This is a genomic window from Roseateles sp. P5_E4 (assembly GCF_054049255.1).
Genome location: NZ_JBFUMS010000007.1, coordinates 1 through 26727 on the forward strand (window position 1 = coordinate 1; position 26727 = coordinate 26727).

A 26727-nucleotide genomic window follows, 5' to 3' on the forward strand; every position below is an offset into this window, starting at 1 on the left:
ATGTCTGAATGTCTGAACGAGCATTGGTTCGAGACATTGAAGCAGGCCAGAACCGAGATCGCCGCCTGGCGCCGTGACTACAACGAGGTCCGTCCGCACGGCAGCATTGGACGAATACCGCCGGCGCAATTTGCTGAGCAGCACCGCAGAAACGCGGCCGATCCCGCCCTGCACGCCGGACTCATCAATACAGAGATCCAGTAACCTTCAACCAGGGCTCCGAACTATCAATTGGCACGGCGTTTGGGGGCAGGTCATTCGATGCGAATCACGTGTCGGTCAAGCCCGGAGCGATGCCGGCAATACCTGGCACCACGTCAGCCTGAAACCTCACCTCGCAACGATCAAGTTCTTCCCGTAGACCTGCGTTCGAAGATGCAATTCATAGGTCAGACCGGCAGCAGGCAAGCTCGACTAACCCTGTGCCGCGCCCATGGTGGCGACGGCGGCGAATGAATGGAGCCCTGCTGAGCGGTTGGTATCTGGGCCCGCACCGACCACGAGTGCAACAAGGCCGCCTGTAGATGTGCAGTCTGTTCTCTGTGGCGCTGCATCGAACCCGAACTCAGGTCTTGATGGGAAAACAGCAAAGGCAAGTATCGAAAGCAGCCAATACCGAACCGGTTGATTTACCGGGAAGTCCCTGTAGAAGGGTTAGGCGGCACTCACAAGATGAACTCTACTTTGGCTGCTTAAGAGCAGTGACTTCGATCTCAATCTTCATTCGGGGATCGGAAAGGCCAGCTGAGATCATCATCGCAGCTGGGCGAACCGTGCCGAAGTAGCTTCGTAGAACAGGCCAACACTGCGGAAAGTCGCTACTGTTTGGCAGTACATAGGTCACTCGCACAACGTCGTGCATTCCTGAGCCCGTCTGCTCAAGAGCGGACTGAATGTTTTTCAAGCATTGCTCAGTTTGCTCCTGCAGATCACCCGAGATAGTCATCTTGGAGTAGTCGAACCCGGTCGTTCCTGAGACGAAGATCCAATCGCCTTGAACTACGGCGCGGCTATAGCCGATTTCGGATTCAAATGTCGATCCGGAGCTAATGAGGGTGCGGTTCATGGCGCTCTGTTGTAGTCGTTCGAGGAGTGTAGGACAGAGGCTCGCCGAGGCTGTTTCGTGCCGCCTAGACAAGATGGCTTCGTGACGTCGGGCGGCCCGCCCCGGCGGCGGATAAACCTGTTGGACTGAACCGCCCACCGTACGGTGGCGTCAGGCGGCGGCGATATGGGGAATGTAAGTTTCAAATCCCCCGCCGGACCAGTGCGGATTCACCCGGGTGAACGAGCCGCCCCTGCTCGGCCCGCAGTGAGCAGGGCCATCTTCGCGCGACCCCGAGCGCGGCGTGAACAGGGCATCCGCGACGCGGTCTGGGTCGCTGTGAGTCTTCGCCTTGCCTGGCCTTGCGGCGCCCGTCATGGCGGCCCCCGGCACAGGGCGCCGCGCTCCGGCAGCAACCCGCCCAGGGCGGATGAGGCGAGATGGGAATGAGCGGCCGCGCCATCCCTTCCTTGATGCGCCGGCTCAGGGAACCGGCCTGGGGTCAAGGTCACTAACCCAGCCAGAACCTGGAGTGCCAATGGACAAGCCCTTGCCGGACACAGACTCGCCGCCTTCACGACCCCGGTCCATGTCCGGCACGCGCGAAGTCCTGCTGTCGCTCAGGGGCGAGGGCAGTGTTGGCTCGGACGAGCCCCGGGAGCCTGTTGAGCCCGTGGTGCGGGTCGAGGTGCCGCAACCCACCTACGAAAGCTGCCAGGTCGCGCTCGACGCCGAGCATGCGCGGCTGAAGAAGCCGGTTCCCCAGAAGGACAAGGAAGACGCGTCCTTCCTGCCGGCATTGAGCGAGTACGCCAAACAGTACCAGGCCGTGGGCGGCTTCATCAAGAAGAAGTCCAAGGCGCCCGCGCTGATCCTTCTGGAGATCGCCAAGCTGGAGCCCTTGTTCCGACGCGGCCTGGAGCTGTTCCCGGTCAAGCAGGCGGAGGCCGCCAAAACCGAACTGGCCGGTCTCAAGGAGAGCTCGACCGCCGCCGACAGGGTGCGCATGGACAAGCTCAGGGCCGCCGAGCGGGTGAGGCTGTTCGACCTGGAAAAGGATTTGGCGGCGAAGAAGAAGCAGATCGAGGCGCTGGAAAAGAACCTGCAAGTTCAGACCATCCCGAAAACGCAACAGGACACCCGGGAGCGGATCACCACGGCGAAACAGGAAAAGAGCGCGCTGGAGACGAAGCTGGCGGAATTGGCCACCGTCAAGTCGGAATACGAAGACGCCTTGCGCGAGAACGACACGCTGAAGGAGAAGATCAAAGCCAGCCAGAAGCGCTTTGACGAAATCGCCGAGCAGCAGCAGGCCCAGATACTGGCGGCACGCACCCGGGCCACCCAACTGGCGGCGCGGTGCCTGTTGCTCCAGAAGGACAGCTCGCTCCCCGATCCGATTTCACGGGCCTCGGAAGCCGTCCCGCAGGACATCGACGCATCGACCTTCGTCAACGCTGGCTGTGCGTTGGACACCTTGGAAGGACTGCTCGATGCCGAGGAAAATCAGCTGCGCAAAACGCATCCCCAGCGCGATGGTTTCCTCGAGGCGCTGACCAAGCTGGAGAAGCAAGCCCAGCTGATCGAAGACGAGGACCTGGCCAGCGGAACGTACAGCGAGGCACACGAGGAAAAGTTGGCCGCATTGCGCAGGCTGGCGGCCAAGCGCAACTACGACGAGGCGCTGGCGCAGGCTGCGCGGCTGCTCGAAGAAGTGCACGCATGGATTGAAGAAGCGCGCAAGGCGCAGAAGGCGCTGGAGGATGCGCTGAACCTTGCGCTGGACGACATCGCGTTCTACGAGGAGGGCGAACACATCGACGACGACGAGCGCAAGGCCATGTATGCGTTGGTGGACCAGGCCCGATCGAATGACGACTTCGTCGACGCCCTCCAGTTCGTCAACAAGATCGTCAAGACAAAGATCCAGTGGTTCCTGGAGCGGCAGGCCCAATGGCGGGAAGTCAGCGCGCCGGTTCGCGTCCGCAAGCCACGCCAGCCGCCCAACTATGGCCAAGCCGCAGACCACATCGTGGACGTGGTGCTCAGCATGTTCCGCAGCACGTTCGACTACGCGGGCCCGTCCCTGAACGTGCAGGAGCTGTATCCCAGGGAAAGGTACAACCCGGGGCGCCTGAAGCAGGCGCTACGCAACCGCTTCGCCACACTCAGCCCTTCTGGGCAGCTTCCCAGAAAAGGGCTGGGGCCCAGGTGCTACTTCAACCTCGGTGCGGGTGGAACGACGAAGAAGAAGTACGAGTACAACGTCAAGGTCAGGCGCGAAGGTGTGGACAGGGCCCTGGCTCAGATTCACATCATCTATCCGTAGCGAGGACGCGGCGTTGCCACGCCGTTCTCCGCCTCACCTTGAAAAGCGCCAGAGAGCCGCTGGGCAGGTTCTCGCGATGCAGCGCGCCCCGGTTTGAGGGGGTGCCGTGAACCGGCTCTACCAGTCGCGAAGTCCGCGTCGGGCCGCGGCGTCAAGGTGCTTTCGCGTAGGCCGCCATGAACACACGCACCGCCTCGCGCAGCAGTGCCCTGTCTTCGCGCGCGTCGGGCATGTCGAGCATCAACAAGCCGCGGATGTGGCCGTCGCCAAGGAACATGGACAGGAACAGGTCCGCCGCCTGGCGCGGGTGCCGGATGTTCAGCGCGCCCTGCGCATCGGCGCGGCGCAGATAGGCCGCCAGGTCGCCGATCAGCCGGTCGGCCCCCTGCCTGTAAAAGGCCAGGCAGGCCTCGCGCTGCACCGCGGCGGCGCCATAGATCGAGCGGAACTTGCCCAGCACGTCCTCCTCGCGCGCCAGCGCCAGGAACTGCTCTCCGACGGCCAGCAAAGCCTTCTGAGGCTGCGTCGGGTCCAGCGCTTCGACGCCAGCGACCCCGCCCATCACGCGGTCGGTGCGATCGCGAATCACCGCCTCGAACAGACCTTCCTTCGAAGCGAAGTGGCTGTAGATGGTCATCTTCGAGACACCGGCCTCGGCGGCGATGGCATCGACGCTGGCCCGCTCCAGACCGTGCGCGTTGAAGTGGCTGTGCGCCGCTTCCACGATGCGCCGCAAGCGCTCGGGGTCGCGCGGCCGGCCGCGACGCGGTGGGGACTCGACTGGCTTCTCGTTTTCGGGCATCGGCGTCTTTCTGTACTTGACAGTCCAATATATGCCATTAAACTTACTGGACTAGTGAGTCCAGTATATGAAGCCTTTCACACAGCCCGCCCCGTACCGCGATCGCCACCCCGGCGCCCGACCGGCCCGCCTCGTGTCGGCTGCCGCAGCGCTGGCGATCCTGTCGGCCTGTTCGGCACCGCCCGTGCAGCCGCCTTCGCCGTCAGTACCGCTGTCCGCAGCATTCGCGCAGGCCGGGTCGGCTGCCGCCGCTGCCCAGGTCTTGGATGGCGCCTGGTGGGCCGGCTACGGTGACCCGGTGCTGACGGCGCTGATCGAAGAGTCCTTGTCTGCCAACCAGGATGTGGCGATCGCGCTGCAACGCGTCGCCCAGGCTCGCGCGGGTCGCGATGCGCAGAGTTCCCGCCTGTGGCCCACGGTGGGTGTGCAGGCCTCGGCCTCGCGCAGCGACAGCGGGCTGCCCGACCCCGTCAAGCAAGGCATGCCCGACACGCGTGCCTTGCGCGCCGGTGTCGACGTGGCCTGGGAGATCGACCTGGCCGGCGGCGTGCGTGCGGCACGCGACGCAGCGCTGGCTGATGCGGCCGCAGCAGCGGCCGGCGTCCAGGGCGCACGGCTGCTGGTGGCCAGCGAGGTGGCGCGGCAGTACTTCGTGCTGCGCAGCGCCGAGGAGCGTCTGCGCATCGTGCAGGCTCTCGCGGCGGCTCAGCACGAAACGGCGACGCGCGTCGCCAGCCGCCTGCGCGAAGGCGAGGCCAGTGCCTTTGACCTGGATCGCGCGCGCGCCGAAGCCGGGGCGCTCGACGCGCAAGTGCCCCCGTTGCGGACGCTGGTTGGCACGTCGCAGACGCGGCTGGCCGTGCTGCTGGGCCGCAACCCGTCGGCCCGCGTCGTCGACGAGAACGCAGGCTTTGCCTGGCCTGCCGTGCGCGAGATCGGCACCGGGCAGCCCAGCGAATTGCTGCGGCGCCGCCCCGACCTGATCGCTGCCGAGTCGCGCGTTGCCGCAGAGACGTTGCGCGGCGCCGAAGCGCGAGCCCAATACTGGCCCAAGCTTTTTCTGAGTGCCTTGTTCGGCCGCGAGGACCTGCGGCTGAATGCACTCGACCTCGCGCCGGTGCATTTTTCGAACGTCGCGCTGGCCTTTGCCATGCCGGTCTTCAACGCCGGTCGCATCGATGCGGGCATCCGCGCGCAGTCGGCACGGGCCGACGAGGCGCTGCTGGCCTGGCAGAAGGCGGTGCTGGTCGCCGTGCAGGAGGTCGAGGACAGCCTGCTCGTGCGCACCCAGGAGGCCGAGCGCGCCGCAGCGCTGGCCAGCACGGTCGAACATCGCCGCCGCTCGCTGCAGCGCGCGCAATCGCTGCAGCGCGAAGGGCAGATCGACCTGCTGGTGCTGCTCGACGTGCAGCGCTCGGTGTTGTCCAGCGAGCTCACCCTGGCGGACAGCCGCCTGCAGCAGGTGCTGGCCGACGTGCAGCTCTACAAGGCCCTGGGTGGCGGTCTCGAGCCGACCCGTGCCGGCAGTGCCATGACTTCCTTTGCCGAGAGGGCATTCCAGTGAACAGAACTTTCTTCGCCGTATCCCTCCTGGCCGTGGCCGCCTGCAGCGGCCCCCCCGCGCCGGTCGCCGCCGCCAAGCCGGTCTTCGTCACCACCGTGACCCCCGCCGCGTCGGCGCAAACCCGAAGCTTCACCGCCGTGGTCCGCGCCCGTGTCGAGACGGAGCTGGGCTTTCGCATCGGCGGCAAGGTGGTGGACAGGCTGGTCGAGGTGGGCGACACCGTGAAGGCCGGCCAGGCGCTGGCGCGACTGGACCCCGCCGACTACCAACTGGCCGTAAGTACCGCCGCCAACCAGGTCCAGGCCGCGTCGGTGGATGCGCAGCAGGCCGCCTCCGACGAAGCGCGCCTGCGCCGCCTGCTGGCCGACGGCTCGGTGGGCGCTGCCGACCACGAGCGCCAGAAGGCGCGTGCCGATGCGGCCGCCGCCCGGCTTGAGCAGGCGCGCCGCCAGCTCGATCTGGCGCGCAATCGCGAGGGCTACGCGACGCTGGTGGCACCCTATGCCGGCGTGGTCACCGCGCTGCGCTTCGAGCGCGGCCAGGTGGTGGCCGAGGGCCAGCCGGTGCTGTCGCTGGCCCGCGTAGGCGAACGCGAGATCGTTGCCGAATTGCCCGAGGAGTGGGTCGGCCGGGTGCGCACGCTCACCGCCACGGCCACGCCCTGGCAGGACGCCAAGTCACCCCTGAGGCTGGTGCTGCGCGAGCTCTCGCCGCTGGCCAGTGCGCAGGGCCGGACCTTCCGCGTGCGCTACGCGGCCGCCGCGGAATCGCGCGCGCAGGTCGGCGCGCTGCCGCTGGGCAGCACCATGCAGCTGAACCTGGCCGGGCAAGCGACCGGGCCGGCGACCACCGCCGTGCCGGTCACCGCGCTGGTGAAGGCCAGTGCGTCCGCGGGGGTCTGGGTGCTCAACGCCAAGGGCTCCGGCCTGGTGTTCACGCCCGTGCGAGTGGTGGCCATGGATGACGCCCGAGTGCACGTCACCGGCCTGGCCGGTGGCAGCCGGGTGGTCAGCGTCGGCGCGCAGAAGCTTGATGCCGGCATCACCGTGCGCGCTGTCGAGCGCACGCCCGAAACCGGCGCGGCTGTCGTCACCAGGAGCGGCTCATGAAACGCTTCAACCCGTCGGAATGGGCCGTCACGCACCGGCCTATGGTGCTGTTCCTGATCATCGCGACGCTCATCATTGGCGGCTTTTCCTTCAGCCGGCTGGGCCGCCTGGAGGACCCCAACTTCGACGTGCCGACGATGACGGCCATCGTCGTGTGGCCGGGCGCCACCGCGCAGGAGGTGCAGGACGAGGTGCTCAACCGCATCGAGCGCCGGCTGCAGGAGCTGGACCATTTCGACTACGTGCGCAGCTTCGCGCGCCAGGGCTATGGCGGCATCACGCTGTGGATGAAAGGCGGCAGCAGCAAGGCGGAGCTGGAGAACGCCTGGTACCAGGTGCGCAAGAAGATCGGCGACGTGCGCCAGGAGTTCCCCGAAGGCGTGCGCGGGCCGTTCTTCAACGACGAGTACAACGACCGCTACAGCGTGCTCTACGCGGTGAGCGCGCCCGAGCTGGCCATGGCCGAGCTGCTGACGGTCACCGAAGACGTGAAGCGGCGCATCCAGAGTGTGGCCGGCGCCGGCAAGGTCGACGTGCTGGGCAAGCAGGCCGAGCGCGTGTTCGTTGAAATCTCGACGCGGCGGCTGGCGGCGATGGGCATCGCCCCGACCGGCGTGTTCGACGCGCTGGCGCGGCAGAACCTGGTGGCTCCGGCGGGCTCGGCCGATACCACCCACGACCGCGTGCAGGTGCGGGTGGACGGTGGCCTGCGCAACGCGGCGGACGTGGCCAACGTGACGCTGGAGGTGGGCGGCCAACTGCTGCGGCTGGCCGACATCGCGACCGTGCGCACCGGCTATGAAGATCCGCCGAGCATGACCATCCGCCACAACGGCGTGCCGGTGCTGGCCATCGGCGTGACCATGCAGGCCAACGGCAACGTGCTCGACTTCGGGCGCGCGCTCGACGAGCGGCTGGCGCAGGTGCGGCAGGAGCTGCCGGCGGGCGTGCAGATCCAGCAGTACGCGGATCAGCCGCGGGTGGTGGCGGAGTCCGTCTGGGAGTTCGAGCGCTCGTTCCTGGAGGCACTGGCCATCGTGCTGGCGGTGTCCTTCCTGTTCCTGGGCTGGCGCACCGGCATCGTGGTGGCCGCGTCGGTGCCGCTGGTGCTCGGGCTGGTGGCGGCCGTCATGTACGCCGCCGGCTGGGCGCTGGACCGCATCTCGCTGGGTGCGCTGATCATCGCGCTGGGCCTGTTGGTCGACGACGCCATCATCGCGGTGGAAATGATGGTGGTGAAGCTGGAGGAAGGCTGGGACCGCATGCGCGCTGCCACCTACGCCTACACGTCCACCGCGTTTCCGATGTTGACCGGCACGCTGGTCACGGCCGCCGGTTTCATGCCGGTGGGCTTCGCGAAGTCGATCGCCGGCCAGTACGCGGGCGGCATCTTCTGGGTCGTCGGCGCGGCGCTGATCCTGTCGTGGGTGGTCGCCGTGGTGTTCACGCCCTACCTCGGCGTGCTGCTGCTGCCGAAGAATCTTGCGGCCGGCACACACCACGACCCCTACGACCGGCCCGTCTACCGCTGGCTGCGCGGCATCGTCGACTGGGCCGTGCGGCGCCGGGCCTGGGTGCTGGGCATCACGGTGCTGGTGTTCGCCATCGCCGGCGCCGGCATGCTGGCGGTGCAGCAGCAGTTCTTCCCGACCGCGTCGCGGCCCGAGCTGCTGGTGGAACTGCGGCTGCGCGAAGGCGCGTCGTTCGCCGCCACCTCTGCCCAAGTGAAGCTGCTTGAGGCGCGCCTGGCGAAGGACCCGGACATCGAGTTCTTCACCGCCTACACCGGCGCCGGCACGCCGCGCTTCTATCTGTCGATCCAGCCGGAGCTGCCGAACCCGGGGTTCGCGCAGATCGTCGTCAAGACGGCGGGTACCGAACAGCGCGAACGGGTGCGCGCCCGTCTCATGGAGCTGTTCGCCAAGGACGAGGTCCTGCCCGACGTCAACGCCCGCGTGACGCGTCTGGAGTTCGGACCGCCGGTGGGCTTTCCGGTCCAGTTCCGCGTGATCGGCCCGGACAAGGCGCAGGTGCGCGAGATCGCCTACCGGGTGCGCGACGCGGTGCGCCAGAACCCGCTGGTGCGCGACACGCAACTGGACTGGAACGAGCAGGTCCGCGCGGTGCAGGTCCACGTCGATCAGGACAAGGCGCGGCTGCTGGGCCTGTCCAGCGCCGACATCCAGGGCCTGGTGCAGACGACGCTGGACGGCGCGCCGGTGACGCAGATCCGCCGCGGCGAGGAACTCGTCGACGTGGTCGTGCGGGCGACGCCCGAGGAGCGCAAGAACATTGGCCAGCTCGGCGACCTGCAGCTGTTCACGCGCAGCGGCGTCAACGTGCCGCTGTCCCAGGTCGCGCGAGTGGAGCCGGGTTTCGAGGAGCCGGTGCTGTGGCGGCGTAACCGCGACATGGCGCTGACCGTGCGCAGCGACGTCGTTGACGGCGTGCAGGGCCCCTACGCCACGGCGCAGATCCGGCCATCGCTGCAGCCCATCATCGACAGCCTGCCCGCGGGTTACCGCATCGAGGAAGGCGGCGCCATCGAGGAGAGCGACAAGGCCAACAAGGCGCTGTTCGCGGTGTTCCCGGCGATGTTCGCGGTGATGCTGACGCTGCTGATGATCCAGCTGCAAAGCTTCTCGCGGCTGTTCATGGTGTTCATGACGGCACCGCTGGCGCTGATCGGCGTGGTGCCGGCACTGCTGCTCTTCAATGCGCCGTTCGGCTTCGTCGCGCTGCTGGGCGTGATTGCGCTGGGCGGGATGATCATGCGCAACTCCATCATCCTCGTCGACCAGATCGATCAGGACATCGCGCGCGGCGTTGCGCCGTGGGCCGCGATCGTCGATGCCACGGTGCGGCGCTCGCGCCCCGTCGTGCTGACGGCCGCCGCTGCGGTGCTGGCCATGATCCCGCTGACCCACAGCGTGTTCTGGGGGCCGATGGCCATCTCGATCATGGGCGGCCTCGTCGTGGCCACGGCGCTGACCCTCGTCTTCGTACCGGCGCTGTACGCCGCCTGGTTCCGCGTCCGGCGCGACAGCCCCGCGCAGGCGCCCGACGCGGCACCCATGGCGGCCAGCGCGTGACGGGGCTGCTCGCAGGCGCTGGACCCATGGCGGCACCAGGGCCACTTCGCCATGGCGCACATGCTGTCAGGCGGCGCGCACTGGCTGCTGAGCCCTCACCTCTTCCAAACGCTGATGCGCCGCGCCTTCCCAGGCGATGGGCAGCTGGTTCTTGGCCTGGAGGTAGTGATGCGTGAAGACGCCCAGGTACGCGTCAAGCGTCTTGCCGGCGGCCTCGTCACCCGCCAGGTTCAGGCACTGCGCGGCCACCTCGCTGGTGCAGAAATGGTCGCCGCAACGTGACCGGCGCAGCCTGTATTGCGAGGCCTCGGCGGGCGCCAGGCTGAGCACCGGCATGGAGTTCAGGTAGGGGCTTCGGCTGAACATCTTGCGCGCCTCGGACCAGGTGCCGTCCAGCAGGACGAACAGCGGGCGCTTGGCTGCTCCGTCCTGGCCCGCGACGTGCGGCCGAACGGCATGCACCACACGCTCCGGCGCGGCGTACTGGCCCGGGAAGACGACGTAGGGATCCCAGGCCGGCTCGCTCAACAGGGCCAGGAGCGCGGGGTCGGGCTCGGTTCGCGACCAGCCGAAGGCGAAGGTGTCTGCGACGGTATCCGCGATCAGCCAACCGGTGTTGGTGGGCTTCAGCGGCTCGATGTCGGCCATCAGCAGGCACACCGCGGCGCGCGTGTTCACCGACGGGCGCAAGGCGCACATGCAGTGCGTGGAGACCAGCCGGCAGCCTTCGCAGCGCTCGCGCTTGAAGCCGCCGCGAGCCGAGAACGGCTTGGTGGCACTCGCCAGGCGCGCGGCGCGCAGAAGGGATACGGCATGAGACATGCGCGGATTGTCGGAGCACTGCTCATCCAAACGGATGCCCCCATCCCATCCGTCTGTCGGCTGTGCAACCCGGGTGGCGCTTCCTAGACTGCCCTGCAACGAGTGGATTGCGAGCGGGCCAAAGCCGTTGACGCGGCGGATGGGCGGCCAGCCCGATCCAGTTGACAGGGAGATTTCCATGCTGACTTCCTCGATTGCGCGTAGCGGTCGACGCCTTGCCGCGCTGCTGGCGCTGGCCGGGGCCGCACTGTGCTGCCCCGCCCCCGCGCTGGCCCACAACGACGGCGCCTACTGGCACGACTCCGGGCCCGCGGCGCACAACCCCCAGTGGATGCTGACCCTCGGCGCCACGAAGAAGCTCACCGAGCTGTCCCTGCCGGGTACGCATGACAGCGGAACCTTCCACGGTGTAGGCGGCCCCATCGCGCAGACGCAGACCATGACCATCCGGGAGCAGCTGGATTCGGGCATCCGTTATCTGGACATCCGGCTCAAGTACTACGACCTCCTTGCGCTTCAAGACTGCAACCAGTACTACCAATCGTCGAACTGCGCGCTGCTGGTGTTTCACGGCGGTGTCGACATGTTCCTGCCTTTCGAGAGCGGCGTACTGCAGCCGACCGTCGCCTTCCTGAAAAGCAACCCGTCGGAACTGGTCATCATGAGCGTCGTCATGGAGACGGCCGACTGCAAATGCGACCCAGCGCCTGCGCTCGACGCATTGCTGGACCAACCCGCCGTCATCGATGGCGTGGCCACAGGTCAAAAGTATGCGGACTATCTGCTGCCCGCCACTTGCCCGGGTCCGGCCACATTGACCTTGGGCCCGGTGCCCCCGCTCAATTCGAAACCCGATCCGAACTCGTGTGACGCACGCGGCAAGGTCCTGCTGACCCACCAATACATGGGTCCGCTGTCCACCCGCCACTACTACCGGCCCATCATTTCGATGGGATACACGGCCGTGCTGTTCGATAAACTCCGCAGCAATCTGGACCTCTATCACCGGCTCTGGCTGCCCGTCAAAAGCCATCTGGCAGACGCAGCCAATATCACCGGCACCAGCCAGCTCTACTACGTTGGCAGTGGTGGCTCTGACGGCGGGTTTCCCTATTTCTTCGCCAGCGGCCATTCCAGCGCCGAGACGGGTGCCCCGCGCCTGTCGACCGGGCTGGTGGACGGCGCCAGCGCCGACGCCTCCACCTTTCCCGACTTCCCGCGCACCGCATGCGCCCTCGGCCTGTGCACCATCTCCTACGAGGGCATGAACACGCTGATCGCGGACTATGTGATGCGTCCGCAGTTCCACCTCCCCGGCAGCCGCATCGGCATCATCCGCGCGGACTTCCCAGGGTCGCGCTTCATCACGGCGGTAGCCAGCGTGAACGCAGGCGTCACCTTCAACCGCCCGACCTTCGGCTACACCCTGGTGACCTCGGACAGCCGGCCCTACACCCCCGGTACCTGGACCAACCGGCAGGTCGTCATCACGCCCCAGTGCGACGTCGTCTGCATCGGCAATCGAGCGGTCGTGTCGGAGGACACGCCCAACGGCTTCAGCTACACCCTGACGGGCGGTGGCTACAGCGTCAGCTTCACGACCAGCCCCGTCAGGGTCGACCTGAAGCCGCCGACCATCAAGGCAGCCGCGACGACGCAACCCGGCGCAGCGGGCTGGTACACCGGCGACGTGGTCGTGCGCTTCACTTGCGCCGACACGGGCGGCTCGGGCGTCGCGGTCTGCCCCGACGACCTGGTCCTGAGCAAGCAGGGCACCGTGTCCTCCGGCTCGAAGTACGCCGTCGATGTCGCGGGCAACAAGAGCGACAGCAGCAACATCGTCACGGTCAAGATCGACAAGACACCCCCCGCCGTCGTCTACCGCGGCAACCTGGGCTCGTACGCGCCGGGGCAGAGCGTCGATATCACGTGCGAGGCCATGGACAAGGAGTCCGGCGTGGCGTCGACCAACTGTGCCGACATTCGCGGCCTGGCGTCTTCTTTCGGCCCGGGCAGCCACCGCTACAGCGCCATCGCCGCCGACGTCGCCGGCAACACGGGCATGGGTGCGGCCACCTTCACCGTCGTGGCGTTGCCGGGCGATGTGAACTTCGACGGCGCCATCGACTGCCGCGACCAGGCTGTGGTGAAGACCGCGTTCGGCAAGCGCGCCGGCATGCCCGGATTCGACGCGAGAGCGGACGTGAACGGCGACGGCGTGGTCGACATCCGGGACCTGGCGTTCATCGCGCAAAAGCTTGCCGCGGGCACGACCTGCCCCTGAGCGGCCGTCAACGAACTGCATTCGATCCAAGGAGAGAGAGATGACGAAACTGACTTGCCTGTGGGGGATCGTGCTGGCGCTGCTGGCTGCGCCCGCGTCGGCGACGACCCTGTCCTTCGCTGCCCCCGCGCCTGCCGTGCAGGTGGGCGACACCTTCACGCTGGACGTGCTCGTTGCGGACGCACCGGACCTGTACGCCTTCCAGTTCGACATCGCCTTCGACCCGGCGATCGTGCAGGCCACCACGGTGCTGGAAGGCGACTTCCTGTCTGCCGGCGGCCGGGCGACGTTCTTCCTGCCCGGCACCATCGACAACAGCGCCGGCACGGTGTCATTCACGGCCAACACCCTGGCCGGTCCCGGGCCGGGCGTCAGCGGCGACGGCCTCGTCGTGCACCTGTCTTTCCATGCGCTGGCGGCGGGACAAAGCAGCCTGTCGTTCGGGAACGTCGTGCTGCTCGATTCGGCGCTGATGGAGCTCGCCACGACGCACATGGGTGGCGCCATCAGCGTTGCCAGCGTGCCGGAGCCGGCGTCCGTCGCGCTGTTCGGCATCGGGCTGGCCGCCCTCACGGCGGGCGCTCGGCGGCGAGGGCGGCACACGTTGCCGAATCCAGCCCGAACCTGACCCGAACGCCGCGTTTGACGGCATGATGGCGCGGCATGACCGCGCCATTGCACCTCCTTATCGTCGACGACCACCCTGTCGTTCGAGTCGGCATGGCGCAGCTGCTGCGCACGCAGCGCGAGGGCTGCGAAGTGAGCGAAGCCGACAGCCTGCCCGCCGCGCAGGCACTGCTGGCACGCCGGCCCGACGTGGCCCTCGTCGTGCTCGACGTGCACCTGCCTGGACTCGCGCCGTTGCAGGCCCTCCAGCAGCTGCGCGCCGAGTGGCCGCTGCTGCCGGTGCTGCTGATGTCGGCCGACAGCGACCCGCTGCTGGCCATGCGCGCCCTCGACGGTGGCGCCGCCGGCTGGCTACCCAAGAGCGCCGACGTGGGTGTGCTTTTCGGCGCACTGGAGCTGGTGCTGGCTGGCGGCTGTTACCTGCCACCCTTCCTGCTGCAGCGCAGCACCGACCTGCCCGACGAGGCGCTCACGCAGCGCCAGGCCGAGGTGCTGGCCGAGCTGGTGAAGGGCCGCAGCAACAAGGAGATCGCGCGCGAGCTGGGCATGGGTGAGCCGACGGTCAAGGGTCATCTGGTGACGATTTTTCGCATCCTGCGCGTGCGCAACCGCGCCGAGGCCGCGCTGGCCGGGCAGGCGCGGCTGGCCTCAATGCGGTTCTGAGGGCGGTTCGGCATTCGGTTCTGAGGGCGCGCTGAGCCAGGCGCGCAGCGCCGCCGCCGGCAGTGGCTTGCGCGCCGGCTGCACGCGCAGCGCACGCAAGGCCTTCGCGCTCATCGGCAGGGTCTCGCCGCTGATCAGCAGGGCCGGCAGCCTGTCGCCGTACGCCTCGCGCAAGGCCTCGATGGCGCTCAGCCCATCGCCTTGCGCGAGCCGCCAATCGCTGATGAGGCGCTGCGGCCGGGCACCGGCCGCGCGCAGGCGCGCCAGCAGCGGCGCCACCGCGGCTTCGGCCCAGACCTCGCAGCCCCAGGTGCGCAGCAGGGTCACGGTGGCCTCGCGCACCGCTTCGTCGTCCTCCACCAGCGCCACACAGCGGCCCTGCAGCGGCTGCCCCTGCGGCACGGTGCGAGGCTCGGTCAGCAGGCGGGGCTCGTCCTCGGGCAGGCTCACGGCGAAGCAGCTGCCGTGACCCAGGCGGCTGCGCAGGTCCACCGGATGGTCCAGCAGCCGGGCCAGCCGCGCGACGATGGCCAGGCCCAGGCCGTGGCCGCGGCGCCGGTCGCGCCCCGGGTTGGCGAGCTGCACGAACTCCTGGAAGATGCGCTCGTGGTGCTCGGGCGCGATGCCCGGGCCGGTGTCCCAGACGGCGACCTGCACACGGCCCGCGCGCTGCCGCGCCGCCAGCAGCACGCCGCCGTGCGCGGTGTGCGTGAGCGCGTTGGACAGCAGGTTGCGCAACAGGCGTTCGAGCTGCTGCGCGTCGCTGCGCACCCAGAGCGCCGTCGGGCGCAGCCGCCACTGCAAGCCCTTGGCTTCGGCCAGCACCGCGTATTCGGTGGAGAGGCGCTCGAACAAGGGCTGCAGCGGCAGCGAACGGCACTGCGGCTGCAAGGCGCCGCTGTCCAGGCGTGACACGTCGAGCAGGTTTTCCACCAGCCCGTCCAGCGCCTGCGCCATGGCCTGCAACTGCTCCGCCGTCTGCGCCGCACGCCGGCCCTGCAGCTCGTGCGCGGCCTGTGCGGCCAGCAAGCCCAGCGCATGCACGGGTTGGCGCAGGTCATGGCTGGCGGCGGCCAGGAAGCGCGTCTGCGCTTCGCGCGCAGCCTGGGCCTGGGCCAGCAAGGCCTCGCGCTCGAAGCGCATCGCGTGGCTCTCGCGCAGCAGTCGGGTGTGGCGCAAAGTCAGCGCCATCGCCAGGGCCACGGCCGACAGCACCAGCAAGGCGTTGTAGGCGCCGCTCCAACTGCCAAGTGACAGGAAGAGCGTGATCAGTGCCACGGCGACGGGAGCGATCAGCAGCACGAAGGCGCGCGGCTGCGGCGCCATCACGTTGATGCTGGCCACGCAGGTGATGCAGGCCAGCATGGCGGCGTACATCTGGGTGGCAGGCTGCCGCGCGTCGAAAGCCATCACCAGCGCCAGCGCCCAGAGTGCACCGGTGAGCAGCGCACCCAGCTCGGCGCGGCGCTCCCACGGTGCGGGGTCAGCGGCTTGCGGCAGCTGCGCCACCTGTAGCTTCCACAGCACGCGCAACACGATCAGCGCTGCAAATGCCGCGCCCCAGGCCAGCAGCGCCGGCAGAGCCACCCGGTCGATCTGCGTGCCCACATGCAACAGCACCAGCAGCGCCGCCGCCACCAGGCTCACGCCGCTCTGGGCGTAGAACAACAGCAGCATCGCGCGGCGCGTACGTTCGTCCAGGGGATGGGGCAGCATGCCCCGCATCATGCCCAGCGGCGCGCGCGTTGCCAGCCCTCCGAACGGATAGGCCCCGGGTGACGACTGCAATCCCCAGGGGTGTGTTGAAAAAGATGGCCGCTTCAGGCGGGCAACGATCCCGCGCCCATCGCCCGCAGCCCCAGCCGCAGCTTGTCCCGCCCGGGCGGCGCGCCGAACAAGCGGCTGTACTCGCGGCTGAACTGCGAGGGGCTGTCGTAGCCGACGCTGTAGCCGATGGCCGCGACGTCGCCGGCGTCCGCCAGGATGCGTGCCCGCGCCTCTTGCAGCCGGATCAGCTTCTGGTACTGCAACGGGCTCATGGTCGTCGCGCCGCGGAAGTGGCGGTGAAAGGACGACTCGCTCATGGCCACCATGTCGGCCAGCATCGGGATGGAAATGGCTTCGGCGTGATGGCTGCGAATGAAGCGGATGGCCCGCCCGATCTGCGACAGCCGGCTGTCGGCCAGGCCGATCTGCCGCACCATGGCGCCCTGCGCGCCGTGCAGCAGCCGCCACACCAGCTCGCGCTCCACCAGCGGGCCCAGCACGGCGGCGTCGCGCGGCGAGTCCTTCAGCCGCAGCAGGCGCACCACGGTGTCCAGCAGGTCCTCGGGCGCGTCGCTGACCGCAAAGCCGGCGGGTTCGCTCGCGGCCACTTCCGCGGGGTCCATCTCCAGCAGCAGGGAGGAGATGGTTGCCAGCTGCAGCGTCAAGCCCGCGGCCAGGTAGGGGAGTTCGGGGCTGGCTTGGATCACGCAGCCGGCGATGGGCAGGTCCACGCTCACCACGAGGAACTGGCCCTCGCGGTACTCGAACATCTCGTCGCCCAGCATGGCGCGCTTGGCGCCCTGCGCCACGACCACGAAGGTCGGCTCCAGCACCACGTGCTGGAGCTCGGTCGGAGCCTCGGCCGCCACCGCGAACACGTCGCCTGCATTGCGATCACCCTTTGAGGTGGCGTGGCGCTTGATCAGCCTTTGCAATTCTTCGAGTGAGCCCATGGCGCAACCGTACCCGCTGCGCCCGTGCGGCTCAAGAGGCGCGCGAACGACCCGCTCAGGAATGACTGGATCGTGCAAGAGCTTGGCGGTTTTGGGCTATCGATCCTGGGGCGGCCGCCCAGCTCGGTTCGAGCGGGCCGCACGATGGGCGAATCGTGCAATCACATGACCGGAATCGACTGCTCGAAATGGCCGCCGGCCGATTCAATGCGGGCCTTCGCGCAAGGAGGTCCACATGACGATGCAAGGCAACACCATTCTCGTCGCCGGCGGCACCCGTGGCATCGGCCGCGGCCTGGCCGAATTGCTGTGCCGGCTGGGCAACGAGGTCATCATCTTCGGCGGCGAGCCTGGCGCCGCCCAGGCCGCCGCGCGCGCCAACCCCCGCATGCGGGCCATCGACCTGGATCTGACCAACCCCTGGAGCGTCGCTGGCTTCTGCGAGCAGATCGCAGCGACTTGGGCCCACCTGAACATGCTCGTCAACATCTCGATCGCCTTCCCGGTGAGGGATCTGCCGGGCTTGCATGCGCTGCTCGACGCTGACGACAGCGACGAGAAGCTGGAAGCCCATCAGCTGGGCGTCCAGCAGCTGACCGGCGCGCTGTTGCCTCACTTTCGCAAGCGAGCGCGCAGCTCGGTCTTGAACGTCGCCGCAGGACCGATGCTGGCGCTGCCGAATGCACGGCGAGGAAGGCGCGTGGACGGCCTGGTCGTCGAGACCGGCCTGCCAGCCTGCGCCATGTCGGTCAGAAAGCGCTGGGCCAGCGCCTGCATCGACGTGACCGACGTCGCCGTTCCGTCACGCGCGGAGCGCATGAGCCCGGCGCATGCCTCCCGGCCCCACGGCGTGCCCCGGGCCGAGTTCATCTCCAGCGTGGCTCACCTGCTCGCCGAAGGCCTGCACGAAGCGGCTGCCCTGTCACGGTTGCGAGCCCTCTGGCCGGCGGCCCAGCCCGCGACGCAAAAGTCCCGGGACGATGATCTGGTCTCGGCATACCACTGAATCAGCACGGCACCATTCGACGCCGTATTCGGACACACCATCGGGATAATGGCCGCGGCGCCGCCCGCGACACCCAGACCTGGGCAGGCCGTCCCTCCCAAAGCGTGAAGCGTCTCTTGAGTCCCCTGATGGTCGGTCGCGACAGCGAGCTGGATGTGCTCGCGGGCGCGTTCGCCGAAGCCTGCGCGGGAACGGTGCGCACCGTCGTGATCAGCGCAGAGGGTGGTGGCGGCAAGAGCCGGCTGATCCGGGAAGCAACCGAGCGCCTCGGCCGCCAGTCCCTGGTCCTGAGCGGCTGGTGTGTCGAGCAAAGCGAGCCGGGGCTGCCGTTCGCGCCCTTCGTCTCGGCCGTGCGGCGCCTGGTGCAGCTGCGCGGCGTTGCCGAGATCGTCACTCTCGTGGGGCATTCCGGCGCGCGCGAACTGGCACGGCTGCTGCCCGAGCTGGGGCCAGCACCATCGGAAGGCGACCCCGGCATGGCGCGCTCGCGGCTGTTCGAGTCATTGCGCCTGCTGCTCCAGAGTCTGGCCGCCCAGGCCCCGGTGGTGCTGGTGCTGGAAGACCTGCATTGGGCCGATCGCGCGACGCGCGACCTCCTCGCCTATCTGGCTCGCAACCTGCAGGGCACCCGCCTGCTGCTGGTCGCGTCGTACCGGACCGAGGCGCTGGCAGGAGCGCATCCGCTGCGTGGCGGATTGGCGGAGCTGGCCCGGATTGAAGGGGTGACCCCGCTCGCCCTGCCGCGCCTGTCGCGCACCGACGTGGCGCTGCACCTGAGCGCCATGCTGGGCCATGAGCCGGCGCCCGATGTCGTGAACGCCGTCCACGCTCGCGGCGATGGCGTGCCCCTGTTCACCGAGGCCCTGGTCACGCCGACGGGTGCCGTGCGGCCCAAGCTGATGGGATCGCTGCGCGACCTGCTGCTTGGCGCGGTGAACGAGTTGCCGGAGCGGGCACGCGAAGTCCTTCACGCGATGGCGGTGGGTGGCCTTCGCGTCGGGCATCGGCTGCTGGCCGCCGTCGTCGGCGCCGATGGCCTGGATGCAGCGCTTCGTGCCGCAGTCGCATCGCATGTCGTCATCGCGGCCGATGCGGAGGGCTACGCCTTCCGCCATGCCTTGATCCAGGAGGCGATTGGCGGCGACCTGCTGCCCGGCGAACGACAGCGACTGCATCGCACCTACGCCGAAGCCCTGGAAGCCGATCCGTCGCTGGGCGCCGACGCCTGGGTGGCGGCCAGCATCGCCTTGCACTGGCGCGCGGCAGACGACCCGGCCCGGGCGCTCAACGCGGCCTGGCAGGCCGCGCGCGAAGCCACCGCCCGCCTGGCCTATGCCGAGCAGTTGACGATGCTCGAACATGCACTCGACCTGTGGCCCCGCGTCGAGCCGACGCAGCGCCCGCAAGGCATCGATCGGGCGCAGCTGCTGGAGGCCGCGGCCGATGCCGCCTGCTGGGCCGTTGAGACCGAGCGTGGGCAGCACATCGTCGAAGCGGGCCTCGCAGAACTCGATCCGGTGACCGATGGCGAGCGCATCGCCGCGCTGCTGCTCGAGCGCGCCATGATGCGCCAGCAGAGCCTGCATGCGGGCGAGCTGGGCGACCTTCGCGAGGCCCTGCGTCTTGCCCCTGGGCCGACGCGCATACGGGCGGCGGCGCTCGGCCAGATCTGCCGTGCGCTGGCCCTGCACGGTCGCGCCGATGAGATGCGAGCGCTGGTGGACGAGTTGGACGCGTTGGCGATGCGCCTCGGCGAGTCTGAGTGGACGGTCGAGGCCCTGGTGTCCGGTGCACTCGCCCGGCCTGTCGGCGACATGGCCGCGATGACGCGGCTTGAACGCGCCTTGGGTGAAGCGCAGGCCGGCGCATCAGGGCGCGTAGAGATGATCGCCCGCGTCGCGATGGTCGATCTGCTCGATGCACGCGGCGAGCACGCAGCGGCCGTCGAGGCGGCGAGCGCGGCATGGCAGCGGGCCCGCCAGCTCGGCCAGGCCCGCTATATGGGCGCGTCAGTCGCCCAGCTTCTTGCGCGTGCGCTGATGGCCGTCGGGCGCTGGGACGACGCGATCGACCTGATTGCAGAGGCTCGCGAACTCGATCCCTCGCCTCTGGGCAGCCTGCAGTTGTCGCAGGTGGATGGCCTCATCGCGGCCGGCAGAGGCAATCTGGCCGTGGCAGAGCGCGCCTTGAAAGCCCTGACCGCCGCCGGAGAGAGTCCGCAGGACGCGCCTCGCCGCGCCGCCGCACAGCGCCAGCTGTCGATGGCGATCGCCCTGCTTCAAGGCGACACGGCCACCGCCGTCGAGGCCGGCCATGGCATCGGGGCGCTCAGGGGCTGGCTGCCGCCACGACTGCTCTGGCCGCTGATCGCCCATGCGTGGCGCGCCTGCATCGGGTCGGGCCGTGCCGATGCGCTGCGCGATTTGCTCGTGGAATCGTCCGAGCATCTGGCCAAGCCCGGCCCGGTGGAGCGGGCTTGCGCCCTGACATCGCTGGCCGAGCGCAGCCGCCTGGGCGGCGGTTCGGATGCGGTCGCCTGGGGCGCCGCGGTCGCGACCTGGCAGGAGATCGGCAACCTTCCATGGCTGGCCTATGCGCTGATGCGCCAGGGTTCCGCGTGGCTTGCCGCCGGCCAACGTGGCGAAGCCACCGCAGCGCTGCGGCGCGCGGCGCAGCTCGCGCGGCAACTGGGCGCCGAGCCCTTGATCGCGCAACTCGCCACCGTGGCCAACCGGGGCAGGGTCGAGCTCTGGCCGGACGAGGGCGGTGCGCCCTCAGCCTCGCCCCAGGGCCTGACGGCGCGCGAGGTCGAGGTGTTGACGCTGCTGGTCGAGGGCCGCTCGAACAGAGAGATCGCCGCGGCGCTGTTCATCAGCGTGAAGACGGCGAGCGTGCATGTGTCGAACATCCTGGCCAAGCTCGAGGTGCCGTCGCGAGGCGCCGCTGCGGCGGCCGCGCACCGGCTCGGCCTGGTCAGCGCCGTGTGAGGCCGCCGGCTACAGCGCCCTGATGTCGGCGATCAGTTCGGGGAACGCCTTCGCAGAGAAGGAATGGCCGCGATCGGTGAAGGCCCGTGAGGTCGCGCCCGGGAGTTTTTCGGCCCACCGGGCCAGGTGCGAGAAGGGAACCCATTCGTCGTCCGCGCTGTGATACAGCACGATCGCACCCATGCTGGGCACGGTCGCGGCGAAATCGACGGGCAGCGCGAAGTCGTCGCCACCCCATTCGCCATCGGCGCATTTGTAGGGCGTGGCGATGAGGAACAGCCCGGCCAGCGACAGGTCCCGGCGCTCCTGCGTCAGGTACTTCAGCACCGCGGCACCGCCCAGGGAATGCGCCACCACGATGCTCGGGTCGCCGGAGTTTTTCAGCTCGGCCGCCATCTCGTCCTTCCATGTCTTGTAGACCACGTTCTCCAGCCCGGAGAACTTGGGATAGCTGACTGCATGGTCGGGCCCGACGGCGCTCTTCAGATAGTTCGCAAGGGCCTGGTCTTCGGCGTGCGCGCCTTCGCCCGCGCCTTGCACAAACAAGATGTCGTGGTTCTGCATTCACTTGTCTCCGGGTTGAGTGGACTTGATTGATGGTTGGGCATGGCGGCCTAACCCTTGGCAGGCGACGCGGTCGCCAGGCTTCGCGGCCCGCGCGAGGTGGCCAGCCAGGAGCCGCAGAGGATGAGGGCGAAGGCGATGAGGATGCGGCCCTCGAGCGGCTCGCCGAGCAGTGCCACGCCTGCGGCGACGGCCACTGCCGGCGACGCGTAGGTGATCACGACAGCCCGCTCCGAGCCGATCTCGCGTATCAGCAGGAAGAAGGCCGCGAAGGCGACGGCGGTGCAGGCGATGCCCAGCGCGATGATCGCGGCTGTGGCCTGGGTGCTGGGCCATGCCGCGGGCCAGCTGCCCAGGGCCGGGACCAGATAGGCCAGCGCCGTGATGGCCAGGCATGCCGTCGTCATCGGGATCGCGGGCGCATCGCCGAGCCAGCGCGCCGCAATCATCGATCCCCCCGCATAGCAGGCGGCGGCGAGCAGCACCTCGAGCACGGACAGCCGATCACCGCCGAGCGCCGGCAGCGCCAACACCGCAACGCCCGCGAGCCCGCACATCAGGCCGGCGAGACGGCCCGCGCCGAGGCGGTCGTGATCGCGGCGCAGTCGATTCAGCGCCACCGTGATGATGGGCGTGGCTGCCACCAGCAAGCCGGCCATCGAACTGCTGATGTGCAGCTCGCCATGCACGATCAAGCCCTGGGGAACGATCATCTCGACGACCGCGAAGGCGAGGATGGGGCGCCAGTGCGCCCGCAGCGCCGCCAGACCGGAGCCGCGCAGCGCAAATGGCAGCAGCACCGCCGCCCCCAGCGCCGTGCGGGCAAAGACGATGAAGGGCACCGGCACCTCCGCGACGGCCACCTTGATCAGCAGGTAAGGCATGCCCCAGAGCACGCTGAGCATGATGAACAGGGCGAGGCCGCGCCGGCTCATGGCGCCCTCCTGGCCAGGAAAGTGACCCAGTCGTTGCCGTCGCCGCCGACGCTCTGGGCCTGCCACGCGACCGACAGACCGGCCGCGGCGAGCCGCGCGGCGAAGCGCTCGCCGGTCCAGCACACGGTGTGCCAATCGGCGTCCGTCTCGCCTTCGCCCTCGCGCATCGCGACCAGGAAAGCCCCGCCGGGCTTCAGGGCCGCGTGGATCTTGCGCAGCACGGCATCGATCTGCTCGCGGTCGACGTAGATCAGCACCCCCATGGCGAGCACGCCGTCATAGGGCCCACCAAGCTCGTCGGTGATGACGTTCAACAGATCGGCCGCCTTGCCACGCTCGGCCATCAGGTCGAGGAAGGCTTGCGCAGCGTCGCTGCGCCGGACGACCGCGCCGAGCGCCTCGACGAAGTCCGCGTCGCGCCCCGGGCCGGAGCCAATTTCCAGCACCGACCCGCCGGGCGGCAGGCAGTGCACCAGACGCTGCAGCGCCTCCTGGATGTGCGGCGGGCGCTCGGCGTCGACGAGCGTGTCGTACTGGCGCGCATACGCTTCGTAGGACTGCACGGTACGCCGCGTGTTTGCCATGGCGTTGGCGGTCGGCTTGGGCATCGCTTCCTCTTGCGGTGATCGATGCCGTTCAGTCTGGGTCTAAGGCATGCCAACGCTCATGGGGCGAAATGCCTAGGCGCCGCCGCCACGAACACTAGGCAAAAGCCCGGGGGCAGGGTTGCCGCCGGAGCCGGTCAGCCACCGCGCGCCTTCTCGCGCTCCTGCAACGCCCGCCACATGACCTTGCCGGCGCCGCTCTTGGGCAGGCTGTCCATGAACTCGATCAGGGCCGGCACCTTGTAGGCGGCCATGTTGGCGCGGCACCAGTCGCGCAGCTCGTCGGCTGTCAGTGACTCATGGCCGGCGCGCTTGACGACCACCGCCTTGACGGTCTCGCCGCGATAGGCGTCGGGCGCCGAGATGATGCAGGCCTCGGCAATGCCCGGGTGGGCATGCATCAGGTTCTCGACCTCGCTCGGCCAGACCTTGAAGCCGCTCGCATTGATCATGCGCTTGAGGCGGTCGGTCATGAAGAAATAGCCATCGGCGTCGGCATAGCCGATGTCGCCAGTGCGAAAGAAGCGCTTGCCCTCGAACTCGATGAAGGCAGCCGCGGTCGCGTCGGGGCGGCGCCAGTAGCCGTCGAAGACCATGGGGCCGTGGACGATGATTTCGCCGGCCTCACCGGGCGGCAGCTCCTTGAGCGTGTCGGGGTCGACGACGCGCGCGTCGCAGCTGATGTAGGGCACGCCCAGGCATTGCTGCTTGGGTGAGTCGTAGGGGTTGCTGTGGCTGGGCGCGGCGGTCTCGGTCAGGCCATAGCCTTCCATGTAGCGCAGGCCCCAGCGCTGCCACAGCCGCTCGGCAATGGCCTGCGGCATGGAAGCGCCGCCGCCGCCGATGGTGACCATGCTGCTCAGGTCGAAGCTGTCCACCTGCGGGCTGGCCAGCAGGTCGATGACCATGGTGGGGATGTTGGTCCAGCGCGTGACGTGGTGCTCCTTGATGAGGCGGGCGGCGTACTCGCGCTGCCAGCGGGGCATCAGCACCAGACAGGCGCCGGCCGCCAGCGTGCCGTGCATGATGACGACCATGCCGGTGATGTGGAACATCGGCACGACGCCGAGCACCACGTCCTCGTGGCTGACATTGGCCCACAGGCCGCCGGCAAAGATGTTGTGCTGCAGGCTGCGATGCTTGTGCATGCAGCCCTTGGGATGGCCCGTCGTGCCACTGGTGTAGGGCAGCAGCGCGAGGTCGTCGGCGCCCACCTCCAGCGCCGGCGGCGCGGCCGTGCAGGCCAGCGCGTCGGCCCAGGCCGTGGTGCCGGCGGGCAGGGCGATGTCGGTGTTGAGCCAGTCGGCCCAACCCGTGGGCAGGCCAGCGCCATCGGAATGCCCGCCGGGCAGCACCTCCGCCAGTCGGGTGACGAGCAGATCCTGGGCCGGCATGCCGGCCGACAGCCACTCGGCGCTCAGGTCGGCGCTGGTGATGGCGAGCACGGCGCCGCTGTCCTCGATCAGATGCTTGATCTCCGCCGCCTTGTTCATCGGGTTGACGGGCACGACGACGGCGTTCGCGCTCAGCACGGCGTAGTGCGCGATGACGAGCTGCGGGCAGTTCTGCAGGCCCACCAGCACGCGGTCGCCCTTCTTCACGCCCCGCTCGGCCAGCCAGGCGGCCAGGCGCGCCACCTGCGCGGCCAGTTCGGCGTAGGTGGTCGTCTGGCCCAGGAAGACCAGCGCCGGCCGATGCGGGAAGCGGCGCGCACTGACCGCCAGGTTGTCGGGCAGGGCCGTGGCCGGCGGCTCGATGGCATGCGCCACGCGGACGGGCCAGAACTTGTGATGTGCTCGGGGGGTCATGCGGGCGTCTCCGTTTTCCTCTGCGCGACGACGAGATAGACGCCGAGCAGCGTCACACCCATGCCGGCGATGGCTTGTGCGCCGAGTGTCTCGCCGAACAGCAACCACGCCATCACCGAGGTGACAGAGGGCACCAGATACATGGTGCTTGACACCGCCGTCACGCGGCCATGGCGCAGCATGTAGAACATCAGGCTGATGCCGCCGGCCGTCAGCACCAGGATGCTCCAGGCCATGGCGACCAGTACCTGGGCGTTCCATTCAATGCGCATCGGCTCCAGCCACCAGGCCAGGGGCCAGGTGACGGCCAAGGCCGCCACGAACTGCACGACCTGGCCGGTGCGCAGGTCGAACTGCGGCACGAAGCGCTTCTGGTACAGCGTGCCGCCTGTGATGGCGAGCAGGGCCATCAGGCACAGCAGCAGCGGCGGGCCGTAGCTCGTGCCCAGGTTGAGCTTGTGCCAGATGACGAGGACGACGCCGGCCAGCCCCAGGGCCACGCCGGCCCATTGCCGCGGTGCCACACGCTCGCCGATCAGCGGCGCTGCCGCTGCCACCAGCACCGGCTGCAGGTTGACGATCAGCGCCGCCGTGCCAGCCGGCAGGCCCTGGCGGATGGAGACCCAGACGCCGCCGAGGTAAAGCGCCTGGATGCCCAGGCCGGCGATGGCCAGGTGGGCCATGTCGCGGCGCGACGGCCACGGCGCCCGCGCCGCCAGCGCCAGGCCCAGCATCAGCGCGACCACGCCGGCATAGCGCCAGCTCAGGAAGGTCAGCGGGTCGGCATACGGCGCCGCCAGCTTGGCGACGATGTAGCCGGTGGCCCAGATGAAGATGAAGAGGGGTGGGGCGAGGCGGTCGAGGGCGGTCATGGGAGACCGATCATGCCTCGCCCATCGAACGACGGCGTGTTCGGGCCGAGCGCTGGGCCGCTCCCGAGCCGGCCCGCTTGGTGATGTGCTCGCGGCTCAATGCCGCGAGCATCACCGTCCCCGCGGGGGACCGACCAGGTCGCGCGCGTTCAGCGCAGCGAGGCTGGTCGAGGGGCTAACACCATTGCACACATCAGTCTCACCAGTTCCACCGGCTCCGGGAGCGGGCCGGGCAAAGGCAAGCCGGCGAAGGCCCCGTCCAGGCTCAGATGTGACAGGCCATGGGCCAGGCTCCATCCCGTCAGCGCGATCAGCGGGCCAGCCGACGCGTCGAAGCGGGTGGCTGCGTCCAGCAGCACGCGGAACGACGCCTCCGCCGCGCGATCCAGGCCCGGGTGCTGCTGGCGCGACGCGAGCACGGGGCCGAACATGAGGCGAAAGCGCGCCGGCCGGCGCCGGGCGAAGTCGACATAGGCGGTGGCGATGGCCAAAAGCTGCTCGCGCGCATCGGCCGGGTGGGCGTTGACGCCCGCCTGCATGGCCGCACCCAGCTGCTCGAAGCTGCGCGCCGCCAGCATGGCCAGCAGCTCCGGCAGGCCGGCGAAGTGGTGATAGGGCGCCGCATGCGAGACGCCGGCGCTGCGGGCGACGTCTCGCAGGCTCAGCGCCGCCGCGCCGCGCTGGGCCAGCAGGGCCTCGGCCGCGTCCAGCAGCGCCTCGCGCAGCTCACCGTGGTGATAGGCACCAGCCGCTTTCGCACGCGGGCGCGGCGGGCGGTCGGCGGCGAGCTGGCCCGCGACCTTCCCGGCCCGCGGCGCACGCACTGGCTTGGTTTCGTCTTTGCCGGAGGGCGGTCGGGTCGGCGCAGCCTTGGTCATGCACCGCATCTTGCC

Annotated in this window: 21 protein-coding genes; 10 read left to right on the plus strand and 11 right to left on the minus strand. The window is 68.9% G+C overall.

What is annotated here, in order from left to right; translation table 11 throughout:
- A partial coding sequence (locus ACXJLH_RS14590; protein ID WP_457444832.1) for an integrase core domain-containing protein occupies nucleotides 1–204 on the plus strand: 204 nt, incomplete at its 5' end.
- Nucleotides 205–679: 475 nt separating this feature from the next.
- Here the strand turns inward: ACXJLH_RS14590 and ACXJLH_RS14595 are convergent.
- Nucleotides 680–1066, minus strand: a complete 387-nt coding sequence (locus tag ACXJLH_RS14595) for a RidA family protein (protein WP_457444834.1) — start codon at nucleotides 1064–1066, stop codon at nucleotides 680–682.
- Nucleotides 1067–1583: 517 nt separating this feature from the next.
- On the opposite strand from ACXJLH_RS14595, the gene ACXJLH_RS14600 reads away from it, so the two are divergent.
- Nucleotides 1584–3374, plus strand: coding sequence for a hypothetical protein (locus tag ACXJLH_RS14600; RefSeq protein ID WP_457444836.1), 1791 nt, complete (start codon nucleotides 1584–1586; stop codon nucleotides 3372–3374).
- A gap of 151 nt (nucleotides 3375–3525) precedes the next feature.
- Here ACXJLH_RS14600 and ACXJLH_RS14605 read toward each other — a convergent pair whose 3' ends face one another.
- Nucleotides 3526–4176: a TetR/AcrR family transcriptional regulator gene (locus ACXJLH_RS14605; protein ID WP_056190852.1), complete on the minus strand. Its 651-nt coding sequence runs from the start codon at nucleotides 4174–4176 to the stop codon at nucleotides 3526–3528.
- A 67-nt stretch (nucleotides 4177–4243) separates the two neighbouring features.
- Here ACXJLH_RS14605 and ACXJLH_RS14610 point away from each other — a divergent pair, with 67 nt between their 5' ends.
- From ACXJLH_RS14610 to ACXJLH_RS14620, 3 genes are read left to right on the plus strand one after another with little or no spacing between them, the layout of a single operon-like run.
- Nucleotides 4244–5740: an efflux transporter outer membrane subunit gene (locus ACXJLH_RS14610; protein WP_457444838.1), complete on the plus strand. Its 1497-nt coding sequence runs from the start codon at nucleotides 4244–4246 to the stop codon at nucleotides 5738–5740.
- Entirely contained in the window at nucleotides 5737–6849 is a 1113-nt protein-coding gene (locus tag ACXJLH_RS14615) for an efflux RND transporter periplasmic adaptor subunit (RefSeq protein WP_457444840.1), read from the plus strand. Before ACXJLH_RS14610 ends, ACXJLH_RS14615 begins: the two co-directional genes overlap by 4 nt.
- Nucleotides 6846–9941: an efflux RND transporter permease subunit gene (locus ACXJLH_RS14620; RefSeq protein ID WP_457444842.1), complete on the plus strand. Its 3096-nt coding sequence runs from the start codon at nucleotides 6846–6848 to the stop codon at nucleotides 9939–9941. Before ACXJLH_RS14615 ends, ACXJLH_RS14620 begins: the two co-directional genes overlap by 4 nt.
- A gap of 66 nt (nucleotides 9942–10007) precedes the next feature.
- Here the strand turns inward: ACXJLH_RS14620 and ACXJLH_RS14625 are convergent, their stop codons facing one another.
- Nucleotides 10008–10763, minus strand: coding sequence for a tRNA-uridine aminocarboxypropyltransferase (locus ACXJLH_RS14625; protein ID WP_457445233.1), 756 nt, complete (start codon nucleotides 10761–10763; stop codon nucleotides 10008–10010).
- 178 nt (nucleotides 10764–10941) lie between these two features.
- On the opposite strand from ACXJLH_RS14625, the gene ACXJLH_RS14630 reads away from it, so the two are divergent.
- The 3 genes from ACXJLH_RS14630 to ACXJLH_RS14640 are packed head-to-tail and all read left to right on the plus strand — an operon-like array spanning nucleotide 10942 to nucleotide 14337.
- Nucleotides 10942–13047, plus strand: a complete 2106-nt coding sequence (locus ACXJLH_RS14630; RefSeq protein ID WP_457444844.1) for a dockerin type I domain-containing protein — start codon at nucleotides 10942–10944, stop codon at nucleotides 13045–13047.
- A gap of 40 nt (nucleotides 13048–13087) precedes the next feature.
- Nucleotides 13088–13675 carry a cohesin domain-containing protein gene (locus tag ACXJLH_RS14635; RefSeq protein ID WP_457323326.1) on the plus strand — a complete coding sequence of 196 codons (588 nt, stop codon included), beginning with the start codon at nucleotides 13088–13090 and terminating at the stop codon, nucleotides 13673–13675.
- 35 nt (nucleotides 13676–13710) lie between these two features.
- On the plus strand, nucleotides 13711–14337 hold the full coding sequence (locus tag ACXJLH_RS14640) for a response regulator (protein WP_457323327.1): 627 nt from the start codon (nucleotides 13711–13713) through the stop codon (nucleotides 14335–14337).
- On the opposite strand, the gene ACXJLH_RS14645 is transcribed toward ACXJLH_RS14640, so the two are convergent.
- Nucleotides 14323–16053 (minus strand): ATP-binding response regulator, encoded by a 1731-nt coding sequence (locus ACXJLH_RS14645; RefSeq protein ID WP_457444846.1) that lies wholly within the window; start codon nucleotides 16051–16053, stop codon nucleotides 14323–14325. The two genes, ACXJLH_RS14640 and ACXJLH_RS14645, sit on opposite strands and share 15 nt — an antisense overlap.
- Nucleotides 16054–16157: 104 nt before the next feature.
- Nucleotides 16158–17057, minus strand: coding sequence for an AraC family transcriptional regulator (locus ACXJLH_RS14650; protein WP_056190870.1), 900 nt, complete (start codon nucleotides 17055–17057; stop codon nucleotides 16158–16160).
- Between the two features lie 235 nt (nucleotides 17058–17292).
- Here ACXJLH_RS14650 and ACXJLH_RS14655 point away from each other — a divergent pair, with 235 nt between their 5' ends.
- Together ACXJLH_RS14655 and ACXJLH_RS14660 are read left to right on the plus strand one after the other, a co-directional pair.
- Entirely contained in the window at nucleotides 17293–18063 is a 771-nt protein-coding gene (locus ACXJLH_RS14655) for an SDR family NAD(P)-dependent oxidoreductase (RefSeq protein ID WP_457444848.1), read from the plus strand.
- 116 nt (nucleotides 18064–18179) lie between these two features.
- Nucleotides 18180–21050 (plus strand): helix-turn-helix transcriptional regulator, encoded by a 2871-nt coding sequence (locus ACXJLH_RS14660; RefSeq protein WP_457444850.1) that lies wholly within the window; start codon nucleotides 18180–18182, stop codon nucleotides 21048–21050.
- Between the two features lie 9 nt (nucleotides 21051–21059).
- Here ACXJLH_RS14660 and ACXJLH_RS14665 read toward each other — a convergent pair whose 3' ends face one another.
- The 6 genes from ACXJLH_RS14665 to ACXJLH_RS14690 form a co-directional block, all read right to left on the minus strand.
- Nucleotides 21060–21614 (minus strand): alpha/beta hydrolase, encoded by a 555-nt coding sequence (locus ACXJLH_RS14665; protein WP_457444852.1) that lies wholly within the window; start codon nucleotides 21612–21614, stop codon nucleotides 21060–21062.
- A gap of 50 nt (nucleotides 21615–21664) precedes the next feature.
- On the minus strand, nucleotides 21665–22549 hold the full coding sequence (locus ACXJLH_RS14670) for a DMT family transporter (protein WP_457444854.1): 885 nt from the start codon (nucleotides 22547–22549) through the stop codon (nucleotides 21665–21667).
- Nucleotides 22546–23157: a class I SAM-dependent DNA methyltransferase gene (locus ACXJLH_RS14675; RefSeq protein WP_457444856.1), complete on the minus strand. Its 612-nt coding sequence runs from the start codon at nucleotides 23155–23157 to the stop codon at nucleotides 22546–22548. Before ACXJLH_RS14675 ends, ACXJLH_RS14670 begins: the two co-directional genes overlap by 4 nt.
- Before the next feature lie 134 nt (nucleotides 23158–23291).
- A complete protein-coding gene (locus ACXJLH_RS14680) occupies nucleotides 23292–24962 on the minus strand; it encodes a long-chain-fatty-acid--CoA ligase (protein WP_457444858.1) in 1671 nt (556 codons plus the stop codon).
- Entirely contained in the window at nucleotides 24959–25834 is an 876-nt protein-coding gene (locus tag ACXJLH_RS14685) for a DMT family transporter (RefSeq protein WP_457444860.1), read from the minus strand. Before ACXJLH_RS14685 ends, ACXJLH_RS14680 begins: the two co-directional genes overlap by 4 nt.
- 149 nt (nucleotides 25835–25983) lie before the next feature.
- Nucleotides 25984–26712: a TetR/AcrR family transcriptional regulator gene (locus ACXJLH_RS14690; RefSeq protein WP_457388501.1), complete on the minus strand. Its 729-nt coding sequence runs from the start codon at nucleotides 26710–26712 to the stop codon at nucleotides 25984–25986.
- Between the last annotated feature and the right edge of the window lie 15 nt (nucleotides 26713–26727).